The sequence below is a fragment of the Streptomyces sp. NPDC006552 genome (assembly GCF_040611655.1).
GTDB lineage: Bacteria > Actinomycetota > Actinomycetes > Streptomycetales > Streptomycetaceae > Streptomyces.
The window spans coordinates 100,755-119,451 of sequence record NZ_JBEXOS010000004.1 but is presented as its reverse complement, the minus strand read 5'-3'; the positions used below and the strand labels follow the sequence as shown (position 1 = coordinate 119,451).

The window sequence follows — 18,697 nt, the reverse complement described above, 5'->3', positions numbered from 1 at the left end:
CAGCGGCCCGCGGTGTCGTCCGCCCATCATAGGAATGCGGCTCGCGCTGTGTGACGCACCAGGGGTGGTGAATCGGTGACGGGCGGCTGTTCACCACACTTTTCTCCCGAATTGGTGTGGACTTTTCCGCTCGTCCGCGCGGGGGACGACGGGCGGACGACGGCGTGCGGGGGCGGTCAGCCCTGCCTCGGGGACCGGGGCGGGCTGACCGTGGTGCGCTGCGGGCGGCGCTGCGAGGAGGTGCGGACGATGAGTTCGGTCGGTATCACCTGCTCGACCGGACGGTCCCCGTCGACCCCCTCGATCGCGTCGATGAGCAGTTGGATGACGGCCGTGCCGATCCGCCGCGGTTTGAGCGAGAGGGTGGTGATGGGCGGTTCCGTGGTGGCGTACACCATCGACTCGCTGCAGCACACGAGCAGCAGGTCCTCCGGGACGCGCAGCCCGTAGCGGCGGGCCGCGGCGAGCAGGTCGGTGCCGTTGGGGTCGAAGAGGCCGTAGACCGCGTCGGGGCGGTCGGGGCGGGCGAGCAGCCGGTCGGCGGCGACGGCGCCCGCGCACGGGTCGTGCGCCGGGTAGGACTCGTAGACCGGTTCCTGTCCGACCCGCTCGCACCAGTGCAGGTAGGCGGAGGTGGACAGGTGCGTGTAGGTGTCCGTGGTGGTGCCGGTGAGCAGGCCGATGCGGCGGGCGCCGGCCTCGGCGAGGTGGTCGAGGATGCCGAGGACGGCGGCCTCGTGGTCGTTGTCGACCCAGGCGGTCACGGGCAGGGTGCCCGCGGGACGTCCGTCCGAGACGACGGGCAGGCCCTGGCGGACCAGCTCGGTGACGACCGGATCATGGTCGGAGGGGTCGATGACGACGGTGCCGTCGAGCGCGACGTTCGCCCACACGTCGTGGCGTGAGGTGGCGGGCAGGATGACGAGCGCGTAGCCGCGGGCCAGGGCGGCGGAGGTCGCGGCTCTCGCCATCTCCGCGAAGTAGGCGAATTCGGTGAAGGTGAAAGGTTCATCCCCGTAGGTCGTCACGGTCAGACCGATCAGGCCCGACTTGCCGGTACGGAGCGTGCGGGCGGCCGCGGAGGGGCGATAGCCCAACCGGTCGGCGACCTCGCGGACATGGCGTCGGGTGGCGTCCGGGAGCCTGCCCTTGCCGTTGAGCGCATCGGAGACAGTCGTGATCGAGACCCCGGCGGCGGCGGCAACGTCTCTGATGCCTGCCCGGCCCGGCCGGGTGCCCCTGCGGGTCGTCTCCGCCCGGCTCACCTGGTGCTTCCCTGCTGCTGTCATGGCGAGCCGATAGTAGGGCTCATGTGGCTGCATGGCGGAGGCGCATATGCACGCGTTGACAGGCACGTTTCTGCAAGGTCAATCTCTCCCAATGCCCTTGGAATACAAGGCAGTTAGCGATTCGTACCGGGCTGCGTCCTGTGTCGGTGCGTACGGGTCTGCCCACTCGGCGAGGTTGCGGACAGGTCTCAACTCACCTCTACGGGGGATGCGCGCCACGGCGCAAGCCACCGGCGCGCGCCAGGGTGCGAAGCGCCCCCCTCGGGTCGGCGCGCTGCCGCCCCGTCGCGCGGGCGGGAAGGGCGGACCCATTGGGGCGGGCGTCCAATCCTCTTAAGGTGAGCAGTATTGGAACGGTGGCCACAAGGAGGACTGCGGTGAGCGAGACGAACCCCAAGCTGCGTGCGGAGCTGGCGGGGATCCCCACGTATAAGCCGGGCAAGCCCGCGGCTGCCGGGGGCCCGGCGGCGTACAAGCTCTCCTCCAACGAGAACCCCTATCCCCCGCTGCCCGGTGTCATGGAGCGGGCGATCGCCGCGGCCGGCACCTTCAACCGCTACCCGGACATGGCCTGCACGGGGCTGATGGCTGAGCTGGCCGACCGCTTCGGCGTGCCGGTCTCGCACCTGGCCACCGGGACGGGCTCGGTCGGCGTCGCCCAGCAGCTGCTCCAGGCGACCAGCGGTCCGGGCGACGAGGTCATCTACGCGTGGCGGTCCTTCGAGGCGTACCCGATCATCACGCAGATCAGCGGCGCGACGTCGGTGAAGGTGCCGCTGACGCCGGACGAGGACCACGACCTCGACGCGATGGCCGGCGCGATCACCGACCGCACCCGGCTGATCTTCGTGTGCAACCCCAACAACCCCACGGGCAACGCCATCCGCCGGGCCGAGCTGGAACGTTTCCTCGACCGGGTGCCGTCGGATGTGCTGGTCGTGCTCGACGAGGCGTACCGGGAGTTCATCCGCGACCCCGAGGTCCCGGACGGCGTGGAGATCTACCGGGACCGGCCGAACGTGGCGGTGTTGCGCACCTTCTCCAAGGCCTACGGGCTCGCGGGGCTGCGGGTCGGGTTCGCCATCGCCCACGAGCCGGTGGCGGCGGCGTTGCGCAAGACGGCGGTCCCCTTCGGCGTCAGCCAGCTCGCGCAGGACGCGGCGGTGGCCTCGCTGCGTGCGGAGGACGAGCTGCTCGGCCGCGTCGGCTGCCTGGTGGACGAGCGGGCCCGGGTCCTGGAGACCCTGCGTGGCCAGGGCTGGACCGTGCCGGAGACGCAGGCCAACTTCGTGTGGCTGCGGCTCGGCGAGCGGACGATGGACTTCGCGGCGGCGTGCGAGCGGGCCGGGGTCGTCGTGCGCCCGTTCGCCGGTGAGGGGATGCGGGCGACGATCGGGGAGACCGAGGCCAACGACGTCTTCCTGCGGACCGCGGAGACGTTCCGCAAGGAGCTGTGAGCCGGTCCGTGCGGCGGTGACGAGACGCGAGGTGGCCCACCGGCCGCCTCGCGTCTTCGTCTGTCCGCGTGCGGCCCGCTGTGGCGTTGCTCGCAGTAGGGGGCCCCGGCTTCGGTTTCCGACAACCAGTACGACATAATGCTTGTGAATGTGAACGCGTTCACAAGCGCGTCCCGGTTCCTCCGTATATCGGCGGGATCAATGGGACAAATCGCTGGCGTGTGGCGCGGTGATGTAAGGAGATGACGCAGTGGACCTGGCTCTGGCGCCGGAGACTCTGGCGCGATGGCAGTTCGGCATCACCACCGTCTACCACTTCCTCTTCGTTCCCCTGACGATCTCGCTCGCGGCGCTCACCGCCGGCCTGCAGACCGCCTGGGTGCGCACCGAGAAGGAGAAGTACCTCAGGGCCACCAAGTTCTGGGGCAAGCTCTTCCTGATCAACATCGCGATGGGCGTCGTCACCGGCATCGTGCAGGAGTTCCAGTTCGGCATGAACTGGTCCGACTACTCGCGCTTCGTCGGGGACATCTTCGGAGCGCCGCTGGCCTTCGAGGCGCTGATCGCGTTCTTCTTCGAGTCCACCTTCATCGGCCTGTGGATCTTCGGCTGGGACAAGCTGCCGAAGAAGATCCACCTGGCCTGCATCTGGATGGTCTCGATCGGCACGATCCTCTCCGCGTACTTCATCCTCGCGGCCAACTCCTGGATGCAGCACCCGGTCGGCTACCGCTACAACAAGGCCACCGGGCGGGCCGAACTCACCGACTTCTGGCAGGTGCTGACCCAGAACACGGCGCTCGCCCAGGCCTTCCACACGCTGTCCGCCTCGTTCCTGACCGGTGGCGCGTTCATGGTCGGCATCGCCGCCTTCCACCTGGCGCGCAAGAAGCCGAAGAACATCGCGACGATGCGGACCTCGCTCCGGCTCGGCCTGGTCACCCTCGTCATCGGCGGCATGCTCACCGCGATCAGCGGCGACCAGCTCGGCAAGGTCATGTTCAAGCAGCAGCCGATGAAGATGGCGTCGGCCGAGGCGCTCTGGGACGGCCAGGACGCGGCACCGTTCTCGATCTTCGCCTACGGAGACGTGAGCAAGGGCCACAACAGTGTCGAGTTCTCCGTCCCCGGCGTGCTGTCCTTCCTCGCCGACGACAACTTCACCTCGCACATCCCCGGCATCAACGACACCAACAAGGCCGAGCAGCAGAAGTACGGGCCCGGCGACTACCGGCCGATCATCCCGGTCACCTTCTGGGCCTTCCGCTGGATGATCGGCTTCGGGATGGCGTCCTTCGCTATCGGGCTGCTCGGGCTCTGGCTCACCCGCAAGAAGTTCATGCTGCCGCAGGCGATGCGGACCGGTGAGGACGAGGTGCCGAACCTGGTCCTCTTCAAGAACAAGGCGCTGAGTTCGAAGTTCACCAAGCTCTACTGGATCGTCGCCCTGTGGACCATCGGGTTCCCGCTGATCGCCAACTCCTGGGGCTGGATCTTCACCGAGATGGGCCGGCAGCCGTGGGTCGTCTACGGCGTCCTGCAGACCCGCGACGCGGTCTCCCCCAGCGTCTCGCAGGGCGAGGTCATCACCTCGATGACCGTCTTCACCCTGCTCTACGCGGTGCTCGCCGTCATCGAGGTCAAGCTGCTGGTCAAGTACATCAAGGCCGGCCCGCCCGAGCTGAGCGAGGACGACCTCACCCCGCCCACCAGGATCGGCGGCGACCGTGACGCCGACAAGCCGATGGCCTTCTCCTACTAGGCCGAGGGAGCGCACAAGTCATGGAACTCCACGATGTCTGGTTCGTCCTCATCGCGGTCCTCTGGATCGGCTACTTCTTCCTGGAGGGCTTCGACTTCGGGATCGGCGTCCTCACCAAGCTGCTGGCGCGTGACCGCACCGAGCGGCGCGTCCTGATCAACACGATCGGCCCCGTCTGGGACGGCAACGAGGTGTGGCTGCTGACGGCGGGCGGCGCGACCTTCGCCGCCTTCCCGGAGTGGTACGCGACGCTCTTCTCCGGCTTCTACCTGCCGTTGCTGGCCATCCTGGTCTGTCTCATCGTGCGCGGTGTCGGCTTCGAGTACCGCTCGAAGCGCCCGGAGGAGCGGTGGCAGACCAACTGGGAGCACGCGATCTTCTGGACGTCGCTGATCCCGGCCGTGCTCTGGGGCGTGGCCTTCGGCAACATCGTGCGCGGTGTCAAGATCGACCGGGACTTCGAGTACGTCGGCAACCTCGGGGACCTGCTCAACCCCTACGCCCTCCTGGGCGGCCTGGTCACCCTGACGCTGTTCACCTTCCACGGCGCGGTGTTCGCCTCGCTCAAGACGCTGGGCGACATCCGGGCGCGGGCACGGAAGCTGGCCTTCACGCTCGGTCTGGTGACCGCGGTGCTGGCGCTCGTCTTCCTGGCGTGGACCCAGGCCGACAAGGGGGACGGCACGTCGCTCATCGCGCTGATCGTGGCGGTGGCCGCCCTGTTCGGCGCGGTCGGCGCCATCAAGGCGGGGCGCGAGGGCTGGTCGTTCGCGCTCTCCGGCATCACCATCGCCGCGGCCTTCGCCATGCTCTTCCTGACGATGTTCCCGAACGTCATGCCGTCCTCGCTCGACCCGGCGTGGAGCCTGACCGTCAGCAACGCCTCGTCGAGCCCCTACACGCTGAAGATCATGACGTGGCTCGCGGCGATCGCGACCCCGCTCGTCCTGCTCTACCAGTCGTGGACCTACTGGGTGTTCCGCAAGCGGATCGGCACCAAGCACATCGCCGACGCCGCGCACTGAACCCCGTCCCGTCCCCGGACCTTCGTGTCTACGTGAGGGTGTGTTTCACGTGAAACCGATCGACCAGCGCCTGCTCCGGTACGCCCGGGCCACCCGCCTCTTCCTGCTGGCTGTGGTCGTCCTCGGCGCCGCCGGGGCCGGTCTGGTCATCGCGCAGGCCATGCTCATCGCCGAGGTGGTGGTGGGGGCCTTCCAGCACGGTTACGACGTGGCCCAGCTGCGCACACCGCTGTTGCTGCTGGTGGCCGTCGCGGCCGGGCGGGGCCTCGTCTCCTGGCTGACCGAGCTGGCCGCGCACCGGGCCGGCGCGGCGGTCAAGTCGGAGCTGCGCAGGCGGCTGCTGGAGCGGGCCGTCCAGCTCGGCCCGGACTGGCTGAGCGGTCGGCGCACGGGCTCACTGGTCGCGCTCGCCACGCGCGGGGTGGACGCGCTGGACGACTACTTCTCGCGTTATCTGCCGCAGCTGGGGCTCGCCGTAGTGGTCCCGGTCGCCGTGCTCGCCCGGGTCGTCACCGAGGACTGGGTGTCGGCGGCGATCATCGTGGGCACGCTGCCGCTCATCCCGGTCTTCATGATCCTCATCGGCTGGGCCACCCAGTCCCGGATGGACCGGCAGTGGCGGCTGCTGTCCCGGCTGTCCGGCCACTTCCTCGACGTGGTCGCCGGGCTGCCGACCCTGAAGGTGTTCGGCCGCGCCAAGGCGCAGGCCGAGTCCATCCGCACCATCACCCACCAGTACCGCACGGCGACGATGCGGACCCTGCGGATCGCCTTCCTGTCGTCCTTCGCGCTGGAACTGCTCGCCACGCTGTCGGTCGCACTCGTCGCCGTCACCGTCGGCATGCGGCTCGTGCACGGCTCCATGGACCTCTACGTCGGACTGGTCATCCTCGTCCTCGCGCCCGAGGCGTATCTGCCGCTGCGGCAGGTCGGGACCCAGTTCCACGCGGCGGCCGAGGGGCTCGCCGCGGCGGAGGAGATCTTCGCCGTCCTGGAGACGCCGCTGCCGCCCACCGGCACGGAGCCGGTCCCCGCCGGCGCCGACGTCGTCTTCGACGACGTGTCCGTCCGCTACGAAGGACGCACCGGCGACGCGGTCTCCCATGCCTCCTTCAGCGTGGCGCCCGGTGAGACCGTGGCCCTGGTCGGGCCCAGCGGCGCGGGCAAGTCGACGCTGCTGAGCACCCTGCTGGGGTTCGTCCGGCCCAGCGGCGGGCGCGTCCTCGTCGGCGGCGCCGACCTCTCCACCGTGGAGCGCGCGCAGTGGCACGCGCGCGTGGCCTGGGTCCCGCAGCGCCCGCAGCTGTATGCCGGGTCGATCGCCGACAACGTACGGCTCGCCCGGCCCGAGGCCGATGACGCCGCGGTGCGGGTCGCCCTGGGCGAGGCAGGGGCGCTGGAGTTCGTCGACGCCCTGCCCGACGGCGCACGCACCGAGCTGGGCGACGACGGTGCGGGCCTGTCGGCCGGGCAGCGGCAGCGCCTCGCGCTGGCCCGGGCGTTCCTCGCCGACCGGCCCGTGGTGCTTCTCGACGAGCCGACGGCCGCGCTGGACGGCGCGACCGAGGCGGGCATCGTCGAGGCGGTCCGCAGGCTGGCCGTGGGCCGCACCGTGCTGCTGGTCGTGCACCGGCCTGCCCTGCTCGCCCTCGCGGACCGCGTGGTCCGGCTCCGGACACCGGACACGGACCGGTCCCTCCAGGCGCGGTCGGCCGCCGCGCCCGCCGGTTCCGGGCCGGCGGAGACCGTGGCCGCCCCCGCGGACCGGCCCGTCCAGGACGCGCCCGCCGCCCGGCGCCACGCCCTCACCCGGCTGCGTGCCGCGGCCCGCCCGCGCCGCTCCCGCCTCGCGCTCGCCCTGCTGCTCGGCGCGCTCGCGCTCGGCAGCTCGGTGGGGCTGATGGGGACCAGCGGCTGGCTCATCTCGCGGGCCTCGCAGCAGCCGCCGGTGCTGTACCTGATGGTCGCGGTGACGGCCACGCGCGCGTTCGGCATCGGCCGGGCCTGCTTCCGGTACGCGGAGCGGCTCGTGTCGCACGATGCCGTGCTGCGGATGCTGGCCGACACCCGGGTCGCCGTCTACCGGCGCCTGGAGCGGCTCGCGCCCGCCGGGCTGCGCGCGACGCGCCGCGGCGACCTGCTCTCCCGGCTCGTCGCCGACGTGGACGCCCTCCAGGACTACTGGCTGCGCTGGCTGCTGCCCGCGTCGGTCGCGGCGCTCGTCGGCGCCGCGTCCGTGGCGTTCACCGCCTGGCTGCTGCCCGCGGCCGGTGCCGTCCTCGCCGTGGGCCTGGTGCTCGCCGGGGCCGGCGTGCCGCTGCTGTCCGGCGCCGTGGCCCGCCGCGCGGAACGGAGGCTGGCGCCCGCGCGCGGGGTGCTCGCGGTCCGGGTGGCCGAACTGCTCACCGGCACCGCCGAACTGACCGTCTCCGGCGCGCTCGCGCGGCGGACGAAGGAGGCCGCAGCGGCGGACTCCGTGCTCACCCGGATCGCCTCGCGCGCGGCCACCGCGACCGCGCTCGGCGACGGCCTCACCGCCCTCATCACGGGCCTGACCGTGGCCGCGGCCGCCCTCGCGGGCGTCCAGGGCGTCCGCTCCGGGCAGCTCGACGGCGTGACGGCGGCGGTGGTCGTCCTGACACCGCTCGCCGCGTTCGAGGCGGTGCTCGGGCTGCCGCTCGCGGTGCAGTACCGCCAGCGCGTCCGCAAGAGCGCCGAGCGCGTCTACGAGGTCCTGGACGCGCCCGAGCCCGTACGGGAGCCCGAGCGGCCCGCACCGGCGCCGCGGGACCCCTTCCCGCTCGTCGTGCGGGACCTCACCGCGCGGTACGACGGCCAGGCGCGGCCCGCGCTCGACGGGGTCGGCCTGACCCTGGAGCGGGGCCGCCGGATCGCCGTCGTGGGGCCGTCCGGGTCGGGCAAGACGACCCTGGCCCAGGTGCTGCTGCGCTTCCTCGACGCGGAGGCCGGCACGTACACGCTGGGCGGGAGCGACGCGTACGCCCTGGAAGGCGATGCCGTCCGCGGGCTGGTCGGGCTGTGCGCGCAGGACGCCCACCTCTTCGACAGCAGCGTCCGCGAGAACCTGCGGCTCGCCAAGAAGGACGCCACCGAGGAGGAACTGCGGGCCGCGCTGGGCCGGGTCCACCTCCTGGCGTGGGTGGACGCGCTGCCCGACGGGCTCGACACCCTGGTGGGCGAGCACGCCGCGCGGCTCTCCGGCGGACAGCGGCAGCGGCTCGCGCTGGCCCGGGCGCTGCTGGCCGACTTCCCGGTGCTGGTCCTGGACGAGCCCGCCGAGCACCTCGACCTGGAGACGGCGGACGCGCTCACCGCGGATCTGCTGGACGCGACCCAGGGCCGCACGACCGTGCTGATCACGCACCGGCTCGCCGGTCTGGACGCCGTCGACGAGGTGATCGTGCTCGACGCCGGGCAGGTCGTCCAGCGCGGCTCCTACGCCGTGCTGAGCGTCGCCGACGGGCCGCTGCGGGAGCTGCGGGAGCGGGAGAGCGCGGCGGAGCTGCTGGCCGGGGCGGGCGCGGGCCGATGACGCCGACCGGGGTGCCCGCCCCGCGGTACCGACTTTCCTCAGTAAATGGGACTAACTAGGCTCAATGGCATGCCACCACCCAGGGGACCCTCCGCTCCGACGCCCGCCGAGCCCACCGCGGCCTCCTCGGGCCCGCACCGGCTCTCCACCGAGCTGACCGCGCGGGTGCCCCAGCTCCTGGACGCGATGCGGTCCGTGGGGACGGGCCTGGAACTGCACACCACGCTGGACCGGATCTGCGAGACCGCCGCCGAACTGGCGGGCGCCACGTATGCGGCGATCGGCGTCGTGGCCGAGGACGGCGCCGGGCTCGCGGACTTCGTCTGGCACGGCATCGACGAGGAGACCGCCCTGCGCATCGGGCGGCTGCCCGACGGGCACCGGGGGCTGCTCGGCGCGCTCATCCACGATCCGCAACCGGTGCGCCTGGCGGACCTCGCGCAGGACCCGCGCGCGTGTGGCTTCCCCGCGCACCACCCGCCGATGCGGACGTTCCTCGGTGTCCCCATCCGCGTCCAGGGCGAGATCTTCGGCAACCTCTACCTCACGGAGAAGCACGGCGGCGGCGAGTTCAACGACTACGACCTGAACATGGTCCGGGTCCTCGCCACGGAGGCGGGCATCGCGATCGGCAACGCGCGCCTGTACGAGGCCGCCCGGCAGCGGGAGCGCTGGATCGACGGGTCCGTGGCCGTGACCACCGCCCTGCTGTCCGGCGGTGACGCGGACGACGCGCTGCAGGTCGTCGCCGAACAGGCCCGCAGACTCTCGGAGTCGGCCGCCGGCATCGTGCTGCTGCCCGCCGCGGACGGCGGCCTGGAGATCGTCGCCGTCGCCTCGGACGAGCCCTCCGGCGCGCTCGGCCTGATCGTCCCCCCGGAGAGCGCGATCGTCGCCGAACTGCTCGCCGGTGACGTCGTCTTCATGGAGGACACGGCGAGCGACCCGCGCGTGATGACCGACCTCGCGCGCGATTACGGCCCGGCCATGCTGCTCCCTTTGCAGAGCGACGGACGCGTCCTGGGGACGCTGGTGATGACCCGAGCGCGGGGGCAGCGTCCCTTCACGGAAGGGGAGCGCACGCTCGCCACGCAGTTCGCCTCCCAGGCCGCGCTCGCGCTGATGATGGCCGAGGCGCAGCGCGACCGGGAGCGGCTCGCCGTCTTCGAGGACCGCGACCGCATCGCCCGTGACCTGCACGACCTCGTGATCCAACGCCTCTTCGCCACCGGGATGATGCTGGAGTCGGCGCAGCGCCGGTCCGAGGCGCCCGAGGTGCAGCACGGTGTCGGCAAGGCCGTGGACGAACTGGACGTCACCATCCAGGAGATCCGCACGGCCATCTTCGCCCTGCAACAAGGCCCGGCGGAGGCGCTGTCGGGCCTGCGCACGCGCGTGCTGCGGGAGATCAACACGGCCGCCGTGCCGCTCGGCTTCAAGCCCGCGCACCGTTTCGTCGGCGCCGTCGACTCGACCGTCGGCGAACTCACCGGCAAGAACCTCATCGCGGCCCTGCGGGAGGCGCTGTCGAACGCGTTCCGGCACGCGGGCGCCGCGCGCATCGAGGTCGTCGTGGACGCGACCGTCACCCTGCCGGACGGGCGGCCCGGCGTGCGCCTGACGGTCGCGGACGACGGTGTGGGCATCCCGGCGGGCGGCCGCCGCAGCGGCCTGCGGAACCTCAAGAGGCGGGCGGAGTCGCTCGGCGGCGACAGCTGGTACGGGCCCGGCCTCGGGGACGCCGGGGGCGGCACCACAGTGGTCTGGCAAGCGCCCCACTGAGCGGGGACGGGGGCGGCTGATCCGGCGGTACCTGGTTCGGCGGTACGTCTCTGCGCCGTACGGGGCACGCGTTCCCCCGCCCGCACGAATCCGGGAGGAGGCCGCCTGCGGTGGGGGCGACCATCCGGGACATGCGCCCTCGCCCTCGTCGCTCCCTTGTCGTCATGGCGCTGGTGTGCGCGCTCACGGCACTGTGCGGCCCGCCCACGCTCTCCGCGGGAGCGGATGGGCCCCGGACGAGCGAGGACGTGGCGCGCCTCTTCCAGGAGGCGTCCGTGGCGACGCAGCGCTACGAAGCGGGGCGCCGGGCCGCCCGCGCGCAGCGGACCGCGGCGCGCAGGACGGAGCGGTCGCTGGCCCGGGAGCGGCGCGAGATCCGCGTGCTCCACAACGACCTCGGGCGGATCGCCCGCGCCCAGTACCGAAGCGGCGGCGGCCTGCCGCTCACCGCGCAGCTGCTGCTCGCGGACGAGCCCGAGGACCTGCTGCACGGACAACACGCGGTGTGGCAGGCCGACCTGGCGCTGAACAACGCCGTCAGCACGAGCCGCCGCGCCGAGCAGAGACTCGCGGACGGGCAGCGCCGGGCGACTGCGCAATGGCACGCCCTACAGGAGCGCAACAAGCGGCTCGCGCGGCTGAAGAGGAACATCGCGAGCAAGCTCGTACAGGCGCAGTGGAAGCTGCAAGGGGACGCCGACCGGGCGGTGGCGGCGGGGCGTTGCCGGGGTGCCGTCCGCCTCGATGAGCCGAAACTGCGCGCTACGCGCGCGTGGGTGGCCCCGGTGGAGGCATACACGCTCTCCGCGGGCTTCGACAGCAAGGGCGAACGCTGGGCGCGCCGGCACACCGGACAGGACTTCGCGGTCGACATCGGCACGCCCGTGCGAGCGGCGGGCGCCGGGCGCGTGGTGCACGTCTCCTGTGGCGGCGCTTTCGGCATCGAGGTCGTCGTGCGCCACCGGGGCGGCTACTACACGCAGTACGCGCACCTCGCGGCCGTCACGGTGGACCAGGGGGAGAAGGTGCGGGCGGGGCAGTGGGTCGGGCAGTCGGGCACCACCGGCAACTCGACGGGGCCGCATCTCCACTTCGAGGTGCGGCTCACGCCGTATCTGGGGTCGGGGGTGGACCCGGTGCCGTGGTTCGCCCAGCGGGGCGTACGGCTGTAGGTCAGCGGGCGGCCAGGATGGACTCGATGACGCGGGCCACGCCGTCCTCGTTGTTGCTCGCCGTGACGCCGGTGGCCGCGGCCAGCACGTCGGGGTGCGCGTTTCCCATCGCATAGGAAGCGCCCGCCCAGGTGAGCATCTCCATGTCGTTGGGCATGTCCCCGAAGGCGACGACCTCGGCGGGGGAGATACCGCGCTCGGCGCAGCACAGTTCGAGGGTGCTCGCCTTGGAGACGGCGCGTCCGCTGATCTCCAGGAGGGCGCTGGGGCTGGAGCGCGTGATGCTCGCCAGGTCACCGGCCGCGGTGCGCGCCAGGGCCAGGAACGCGTCGGGGCCGAGTTCCGGGTGGTAGGCGAGGAGCTTGAGGACGGGTTGCTCCGCCACGGCGCCGCCCTCGAAGTCCGCGCTGAGCAGTTTCTCGGCCGGCGCGACGCATTCGCCCTGGTCGAGGTGGAGGGGCGGGTACGTCGGCTCGTGGTGCAGACCGCCGGTCCGCTCGACCGCGAACGAGGTGCCGGGGGCCGCCGCGCGCAGAACCCGGACGACGTCGAGGGCGTCCGGGACGGCCAGCTCGCGGATGGTGACGAAGCGGTGGTTGCCGGGGCCGCCGTGCAGGTCCACGACGGCGGCGCCGTTGCCGCAGATGGCCAGGCCGTGGCCGTGCAGGTGATCGCTGACGACGTCCATCCAGCGGGCCGGGCGGCCCGTCACGAAGAAGACCTCGATACCGGCCTCCTCGGCGGCCGCCAGCGCGGCCACCGTCCGTGGGGAGACGGTCTTGTCGTCGTGCAGCAGCGTGCCGTCGAGATCCGTGGCGATCAGCCGGGGCGCGGGGGCGGGAGGAGCCGGGGGCCGGGGGCCAGAGGTCGATGAGGTCACCGTGCCATCGTCGCGCATATGCGCGCACGGGCGTGCGGCGGGGCGCGCAGATGAGTACGTTGCCGGCCCCCGCGCCCCGCCCGGCCCGGCCTGTCGCAACCCGATGATCAAGCGAGCTGGGCTAGGGCCTGGGTCGCGACGGCTTCGAAGACCTTCTGGTCGGCCGCGAAGGCGGTGTCGGGGATCGGCCAGTGCACGACGATGTCGGTGAAGCCCAGCTCACGGTGGTTGCCCGCGAAGTCGACGAAGGCGTCGACGGACTCCAGGGGGCCGCCGCGGTCCGGGGTGAAGCCGGTGAGCAGGATCTTGTCGAGTTCGGACACGTCCCGGCCAAGGGCGTCGCAGGCGTCGGTCAGCTTCCGCACCTGACCGCGAATGGCTTGAATCGACTCCTCCGGGGTGCCGTTTTCATACAGTTTCGGGTCACCGGTGGTCACCCACGCCTGGCCGTGCCGGGCGGCGAGCTTGAGTCCCCGGGGCCCGGTGGCGGCCACCGCGAAGGGCAGCCGGGGGCGCTGCACGCAGCCCGGGATGTTCTGGGCGCCGCCCGCGGAGTAGAAGGCGCCGTCGGAGGAGACCGTGTCCTCGGTGAGCAGCCGGTCGAGCAGGGGAACGAACTCGCCGAACCGGTCGGCTCGCTCGCGCGGCGTCCACGCCTCCTGGTCGCCACGGGCCAGGGCGCTCGCGTCGAAGCCGGTGCCGCCCGCGCCGATGCCGAGCGTGATCCGGCCACCGGAGATGTCGTCGAGCGTGATCAGTTCCTTGGCCAGGGTGACCGGGTGGCGGAAGTTCGGCGACGTCACGAGGGTGCCCAGGCGCATCCGCTCGGTGACTCCCGCCGCGGCGGTCAGGGTCGGGATCGCGCCGAACCACGGCCCGTCGCGGAACGGCACGCGCCAGGAGAGGTGGTCGTAGGTGTACGCGGTGTGGAAGCCCAGTTCCTCGGCGCGCAGCCAGGTCTCGCGGGCGCCCTCGCGCCAGCGGCGGTGGGGCAGGATCACGGTGCTCAGGCGGAGCGGAGGCTGGGGCGTGCGGGCCGTGTCGTTCATGCCAGCGAGCGTATGCGGAGGTCGCCGGGGGCGGTGCGGGTGGTTCGGGGTGCGTGGCCGGGGCGGTGGGAGACCCGGCCGGAATCGGGCGCGGGGCGGGGAGGTGCTCAGCCCGGGAAGCGGAGGTAGCGCGCGGGGACGGCGGCGGTGAGCCAGACGCCGTTGGCGCTCACGCGGAACGTGTGGCCGGCGCGGTGCATCGCCCCCGCGTCGACCGACAGCACGACGGGCCGGCCGCGCCGGGCGCCGACCCGCGTGGCGGTCTCGCGCTCCGCGGACAGGTGCACGTCGTGCCGGTCCATGGGCCGCAGGCCCTCGGCGCGGATCGCGTCGAGGAAGCGGGCCACGGTGCCGTGGTACAGGTACGCCGGCGGCTGCTGCGCCGCCAGGCCCAGGTCGACGCCGACCGTGTGGCCCTGGTTGGCGCGGATGCGGGAGCCGTCGATGGTGAAGCGCTGCTTGTCGTTCTCCGCGACCGCCTGGTCCAGCTCGGCCCGGCTGACCCGGAAGCCGTGCGCGGCGGCCGCGGCCAGCAGCGCGTCGATCTCGACCCAGCCGGCTTCGTCGAGGGTGAGCCCGATGCGGTCCGGTTGATGGCGCAGATGCTTCGAGAGGTACTTCGACACCTTGACGGTGCGTTGCTCATTCATGGCGCCAGGGTGCCCGGCAGGCCGCTGGGCGTGCACGCGGATTTCATCCGTGAGAACACCCTCGAAGGTTTGATCCACAGCCAACTGGGGTTATCCACAGGCTACTTGGGGATTCTGTGGACAACGGACGCCCGAATAGGTCGACTTAATCAACTGATGCGCCATTAGCTCCCTTTGTCGCCAATGCATCTAATGTCCGTGCCTGTACTTCACGTTCAGCAGCCACTGAGATGAACTCGGCCGCACCCTCCGCCCCAACCAGCGCATGTACGGCCCGCATTGTCTCCGCCGGTATGGCGACCGACTGCGGCCCGTCCACGGGTACGTTTCCGGCCCCTTCCGCCAGGTGCCGGTGCAGGTGGCGGGTGGCGAACAGCCGCATCGCGCGGGCCAGTTCGGCGTCGACCGACTGCTGGGCGAGCGGGCGCAGGCGCCGTACGAGCGCGGCGGCTTCGACTGCTTCCGTGTCGGTCGGCGGGTGCGGACCCAAGTAGCGCGCGAAGACGTGCTCCGTCGTGAACTCCAGGAACCTGGCGGCAATATGCTCCACCTGCCCCCTCAACTCCCGCAGATGGCCGGAGATCGCGGTGAGAGGTACGCCCGCCGCGTGCAACTCCACGGCCACCGCCAGCTCTTGAGGACTCGGCACCAGGAACTCGTCGTCCCTCCCCGGCACCGGCTCCAGTACCCCGAGGTCGAGCGCGTCCCGCACGGCGGCGTCGTCGGGCCGGCCGCCGAACCGCTCGTCCAGCTCTGCCCGCGTGATACGGCCCGCCCGCTCGTCCGTCCACGGGCCGTCCACCTCGGCGACCAGGCCGAGGACCCCGCCCAGGCCCCGGCCCGCGTCCCAGGCCTCCAGGAGCTCCTTGATGGAGGCCAGGGTGTAGCCGCGGTCGAGCAGGTCGGCGATCTGGCGCAGCCGGGACAGATGCGCGGCCGTGTACACGTTGGCCCGGCCGCGTCGCTCGGGCCGCGGCAACAGTCCGCGGTCCTGGTAGGCGCGGATCGTGCGGACCGTGGCGCCGCTGTGGTGGGCCAGGTCCTCGATCCGGTACTCGACGACCGACTGCTGCTCCGTCACACCTCACGCCCCTCGGCCGTACGTGGTCGTCCACGCGGACGCCCCGGTCCGCTCACCCCGCCCCCGCGCCGCCGGTCGCACCGGGCGCGGGGCAGGTCAGCGGGTACCCGCCGGCCCAGTGGCGCGAACTCTCCTGCGAGGGATGGTACGACCGACGCGCGCGGCCCGGTACGGCCCGGCCCGCTCCCGGCTGCGCACCTTCCGGCTCCCCCGCCCCGTACCGCCCGGCCTCACAGCGGCGGCTCCATCCGCGCGAGCGCCCGCAGGGCCCGGGGTGCGAAACGGGACAGGAAGCGCGCCCCCCGCGCCTCCGGGGTGACCGGCAGCACCGCCTTGTTGTGCGCGACGGCGTCCAGGATCGCGGCCGCCACCTTCTCCGGCGGATAGTTGCGCAGTCCGTAGAGGCGAGCGGACTTCTTCTGGCGCCGCTTCTCCTCGTCGGCGTCGACCCCGGTGAACCTGGCCGTCGACGTGATGTTCGTGTTGACCAGGCCGGGACAGATCGCGGAGACGCCGATGCCCTGTCCGGCCAGTTCGGCGCGGAGGCACTCGCTCAGCATGAGGACGGCCGCCTTGGAGGTGGCGTAGGCGGGGAGGACCTTCGAGGGCTGGTACGCGGCGGCGGAGGCGGTGTTGACGATGTGACCGCCCTGACCGCGCTCGGCCATCTGCCTGCCGAACAGGCGGCACCCATGAATGACCCCCCACAAGTTGACGTCAAGGACCCTTCTCCAGTCCTCCGGCGTCGTGTCGAGGAACGAGCCCGACAGGCCGATCCCCGCGTTGTTCACCAGGACATCGACCACGCCGTACTCGGCGGCGACCTTCTCCGCGAGCTTCTCCATGGCCTGTTCGTCCGCGACGTCGACGGTCTCCGCCCAGGCCGCGGGCGCCCCGACGAGCCGGGCCATCTCGGCGGTGCGGGAGGCGCTCTCGGTGTCCCGGTCGACGGCGACCACGCGCGCGCCCGCCTCGGCGAACGCGAACGCGGTGGCCCGTCCGATCCCGCTGCCGGCACCGGTGACCAGGACGAGCTGGCCACCGAACCGGTCCGCGTACGGCCCGTCGGCCGCCGTGCGCGGGGCCGGGACCCCCGCCTCCTGCTCCTCGTGGGCCGTGACGAACTCGCCGATCCAGGAAGTGAGCTGGTCGGGCCGGGTGCGCGGGACCCAGTGCTTGGCGGGCAGCGTCCGGCGGGTCAGCTGCGGCGCCCACTGTTCGAGCTGGTCGTACAGGCGCGGGGAGAGGAAGGCGTCTCCCAGGGGCGTGATGAGCTGCACGGGCGCGTGCGCGTAGGCGTCCTCGCGCGGCCGGCGCAGCCTCGCCCGCACGTTGTCCCGGTACAGCCAGGCGCCGTGCGCCGCGTCCGCGGGCAGCGACGCGGTGGGATAGTCACCGGCCGGGACCTTCTCCGTGCGCTCCAGGATCGCCGGCCAGCGCTTGCCGAGCGGCCCGCGCCAGGCCAGCTCCGGCAGGACCGGGGTGTGCAGCAGGTAGACGTACCAGGACTTAGCGCCCTGGCCGAGCAGCTGGCCGACCTTGCGGGGCGTGGGCCGCCGCACGCGCTGCTTGATCCAGTGCCCGAAGTGGTCGAGCGACGGTCCTGACATCGACGTGAAGGAGGCGATGCGGCCTTCGGTGCGGCGGACCGTGACGAACTCCCACGCCTGCACCGAACCCCAGTCGTGGCCCACCAGGTGAACGGGCCGGTCCGGGCTCACGGCGTCGACGACCGCCACGAAGTCGTCGGTCAGCTTCTCCAGCGTGAAACCGCCGCGCAGTGGGGTCGGCGCCGTGGAGCGGCCGTGCCCGCGCACGTCGTAGAGCACGACATGGAAGCGCTCCGCGAGGCGCGTGGCCACCTCGGACCAGACTTCCTTGGAGTCCGGGTAACCGTGGACAAGGACGACGGTCGGCCGCGCCGCGTCGCCCAGTTCGACGACGCACAGCTCGATCCCGCCGGTGCGTACCCAGCGCTCGCGCGCGCCGTGGATGGTGGTGAGGTCCGTCATCAGATGCCTTCCGCCCAGCGCCGCACGTGCGGCAGATCGTCGTCCAGCCAAAAGGCGTGTTCTTCGGGGTCCTTGGAGTCCGTCACGACGAGGATCTCCTCGAACTTGGCGCCCGTGCCGCGAAAACCCAGGTGCGGCTCGACCGCCCACAGGCCGGGCCGCGGGGGATGGTCGGAGAACCGGTACGGCGACCACAGCGGCGACCAGCCGTCCCGGTGCCCGCGCAGCGCGTCACCGGCGAGGCCCTTGAGCGACTGGGTGCCGAAGCCGAAGAGGGTGGGGTTGATCCGCCGCTCCCGGACCCGGTCGACCTTGTGCGCGATGACGCCGAAGGGGTACGCGCGGTGCCGGTTCGCGTAACCCTGGCGGACCATCAGCCGGTCGACGTCCTCGTAGATCTCCCGCAGCGGGCGGCGCTCGCGCACCTCCCGCAGGAGCAGCTCGCGATGGGCCTCCAGGTCGGCGAGCAGCTTGTCGTGCACGGGGTTGAGGCCGAGGCAGCCGGAGTACCCGATGTCCGCCGTGCAGCCGTCCAGGACGGGGGCCATGTCGAGGATGAAGGGCATCCCCGGCTCCAGCGCGCGGTTGGTGGGGAAGAACTGCAGTGGTATCCGGAAGTTCACGAACGCCGTGCGGTCCCCGAACCAGGCGAAGGGGAGATGGAACCAGTCCCGCACCCCGCGCTCGCGCAGCCACTGCCGCTGCATCCGCGCCGCCTCCCGCTCCGTCACACCGGGCTTCAGCTGCGCGGCCACCGCCTCCGCGCACTCGTACGCGAGCCGCTGGACCACTCTGAACCCCCGCAGCTCCGCGGAGAGTTCCCGAACCACTGCTGGGGGCATGCCACCGTCCGTCCGTGCCAGGGCCGTCCGTGACCGGACCGTCGCCGTACGCGCTCGTAACTTGACACTGATGAATGTGACAATGCCTGGCGGCGGCGTCAAGGGGCCGGCGGAAGACTGTGGAGAACGTCCGCGATGTGCAC

The 18,697-nt window shown here is 72.1% G+C and carries 13 protein-coding genes; 6 read left to right on the top strand and 7 right to left on the bottom strand.

Annotation, left to right across the window (positions count from 1 at the left end; genetic code table 11):
- Positions 1-176: 176 nt before the first annotated feature.
- Complete coding sequence (locus ABZY33_RS04080; RefSeq protein ID WP_356489878.1) at positions 177-1,289, bottom strand: LacI family DNA-binding transcriptional regulator; 1,113 nt, start codon at positions 1,287-1,289, stop codon at positions 177-179.
- A 377-nt stretch (positions 1,290-1,666) separates the two neighbouring features.
- Between ABZY33_RS04080 and hisC the strand changes: the two genes are divergently transcribed.
- The 6 genes from hisC to ABZY33_RS04050 all read left to right on the top strand — a co-directional run bounded on the left by hisC (position 1,667) and on the right by ABZY33_RS04050 (position 12,040).
- Positions 1,667-2,746: a histidinol-phosphate transaminase gene (gene hisC / locus ABZY33_RS04075; protein WP_356489877.1), complete on the top strand. Its 1,080-nt coding sequence runs from the start codon at positions 1,667-1,669 to the stop codon at positions 2,744-2,746.
- A gap of 250 nt (positions 2,747-2,996) precedes the next feature.
- A complete protein-coding gene (locus ABZY33_RS04070) occupies positions 2,997-4,508 on the top strand; it encodes a cytochrome ubiquinol oxidase subunit I (protein ID WP_356489876.1) in 1,512 nt (503 codons plus the stop codon).
- Between the two features lie 20 nt (positions 4,509-4,528).
- Entirely contained in the window at positions 4,529-5,533 is a 1,005-nt protein-coding gene (gene cydB / locus ABZY33_RS04065; protein WP_356489875.1) for a cytochrome d ubiquinol oxidase subunit II, read from the top strand.
- A 49-nt stretch (positions 5,534-5,582) separates the two neighbouring features.
- Positions 5,583-9,086, top strand: coding sequence for a thiol reductant ABC exporter subunit CydD (gene cydD, locus ABZY33_RS04060; protein ID WP_356489874.1), 3,504 nt, complete (start codon positions 5,583-5,585; stop codon positions 9,084-9,086).
- A 186-nt stretch (positions 9,087-9,272) separates the two neighbouring features.
- On the top strand, positions 9,273-10,868 hold the full coding sequence (locus tag ABZY33_RS04055) for a GAF domain-containing protein (RefSeq protein WP_356489953.1): 1,596 nt from the start codon (positions 9,273-9,275) through the stop codon (positions 10,866-10,868).
- A 131-nt stretch (positions 10,869-10,999) separates the two neighbouring features.
- Positions 11,000-12,040 carry a M23 family metallopeptidase gene (locus ABZY33_RS04050; RefSeq protein ID WP_356489873.1) on the top strand — a complete coding sequence of 347 codons (1,041 nt, stop codon included), beginning with the start codon at positions 11,000-11,002 and terminating at the stop codon, positions 12,038-12,040.
- A 1-nt stretch (position 12,041) separates the two neighbouring features.
- Here the strand turns inward: ABZY33_RS04050 and ABZY33_RS04045 are convergent, their stop codons facing one another.
- The 6 genes from ABZY33_RS04045 to ABZY33_RS04020 all read right to left on the bottom strand — a co-directional run bounded on the left by ABZY33_RS04045 (position 12,042) and on the right by ABZY33_RS04020 (position 18,554).
- The gene (locus ABZY33_RS04045) at positions 12,042-12,938 is read right to left on the bottom strand and encodes an HAD-IIB family hydrolase (RefSeq protein ID WP_356489872.1); all 897 of its coding nucleotides are present in this window, start codon (positions 12,936-12,938) and stop codon (positions 12,042-12,044) included.
- 89 nt (positions 12,939-13,027) lie between these two features.
- The gene (locus ABZY33_RS04040) at positions 13,028-13,969 is read right to left on the bottom strand and encodes an LLM class flavin-dependent oxidoreductase (protein WP_356489871.1); all 942 of its coding nucleotides are present in this window, start codon (positions 13,967-13,969) and stop codon (positions 13,028-13,030) included.
- Between the two features lie 107 nt (positions 13,970-14,076).
- Positions 14,077-14,619 carry an RNA 2'-phosphotransferase gene (locus ABZY33_RS04035; protein WP_356489870.1) on the bottom strand — a complete coding sequence of 181 codons (543 nt, stop codon included), beginning with the start codon at positions 14,617-14,619 and terminating at the stop codon, positions 14,077-14,079.
- A gap of 145 nt (positions 14,620-14,764) precedes the next feature.
- Positions 14,765-15,700 carry a MerR family transcriptional regulator gene (locus tag ABZY33_RS04030; RefSeq protein WP_356489869.1) on the bottom strand — a complete coding sequence of 312 codons (936 nt, stop codon included), beginning with the start codon at positions 15,698-15,700 and terminating at the stop codon, positions 14,765-14,767.
- A 230-nt stretch (positions 15,701-15,930) separates the two neighbouring features.
- Positions 15,931-17,712 (bottom strand): SDR family oxidoreductase, encoded by a 1,782-nt coding sequence (locus ABZY33_RS04025; RefSeq protein ID WP_356489868.1) that lies wholly within the window; start codon positions 17,710-17,712, stop codon positions 15,931-15,933.
- Complete coding sequence (locus ABZY33_RS04020; protein ID WP_356489867.1) at positions 17,712-18,554, bottom strand: M24 family metallopeptidase; 843 nt, start codon at positions 18,552-18,554, stop codon at positions 17,712-17,714. The genes ABZY33_RS04025 and ABZY33_RS04020 overlap by 1 nt, the downstream gene beginning before the upstream one ends.
- Between the last annotated feature and the right edge of the window lie 143 nt (positions 18,555-18,697).

What these genes read in the sequence shown, in the direction of transcription:
- ABZY33_RS04080 (WP_356489878.1), bottom strand. Translation starts at nt 1,289, where the DNA reads ATGACAGCAGCAGGGAAGCACCAGGTGAGCCGGGCGGAGACGACCCGC.
- ABZY33_RS04020 (WP_356489867.1), bottom strand. Translation starts at nt 18,554, where the DNA reads ATGCCCCCAGCAGTGGTTCGGGAACTCTCCGCGGAGCTGCGGGGGTTC.
- ABZY33_RS04050 (WP_356489873.1), top strand. Translation starts at nt 11,000, where the DNA reads ATGCGCCCTCGCCCTCGTCGCTCCCTTGTCGTCATGGCGCTGGTGTGC.
- ABZY33_RS04035 (WP_356489870.1), bottom strand. Translation starts at nt 14,619, where the DNA reads ATGAATGAGCAACGCACCGTCAAGGTGTCGAAGTACCTCTCGAAGCAT.
- ABZY33_RS04045 (WP_356489872.1), bottom strand. Translation starts at nt 12,938, where the DNA reads ATGCGCGACGATGGCACGGTGACCTCATCGACCTCTGGCCCCCGGCCC.
- ABZY33_RS04055 (WP_356489953.1), top strand. Translation starts at nt 9,273, where the DNA reads ATGCGGTCCGTGGGGACGGGCCTGGAACTGCACACCACGCTGGACCGG.
- ABZY33_RS04025 (WP_356489868.1), bottom strand. Translation starts at nt 17,712, where the DNA reads ATGACGGACCTCACCACCATCCACGGCGCGCGCGAGCGCTGGGTACGC.
- cydB (WP_356489875.1), top strand. Translation starts at nt 4,529, where the DNA reads ATGGAACTCCACGATGTCTGGTTCGTCCTCATCGCGGTCCTCTGGATC.
- ABZY33_RS04040 (WP_356489871.1), bottom strand. Translation starts at nt 13,969, where the DNA reads ATGAACGACACGGCCCGCACGCCCCAGCCTCCGCTCCGCCTGAGCACC.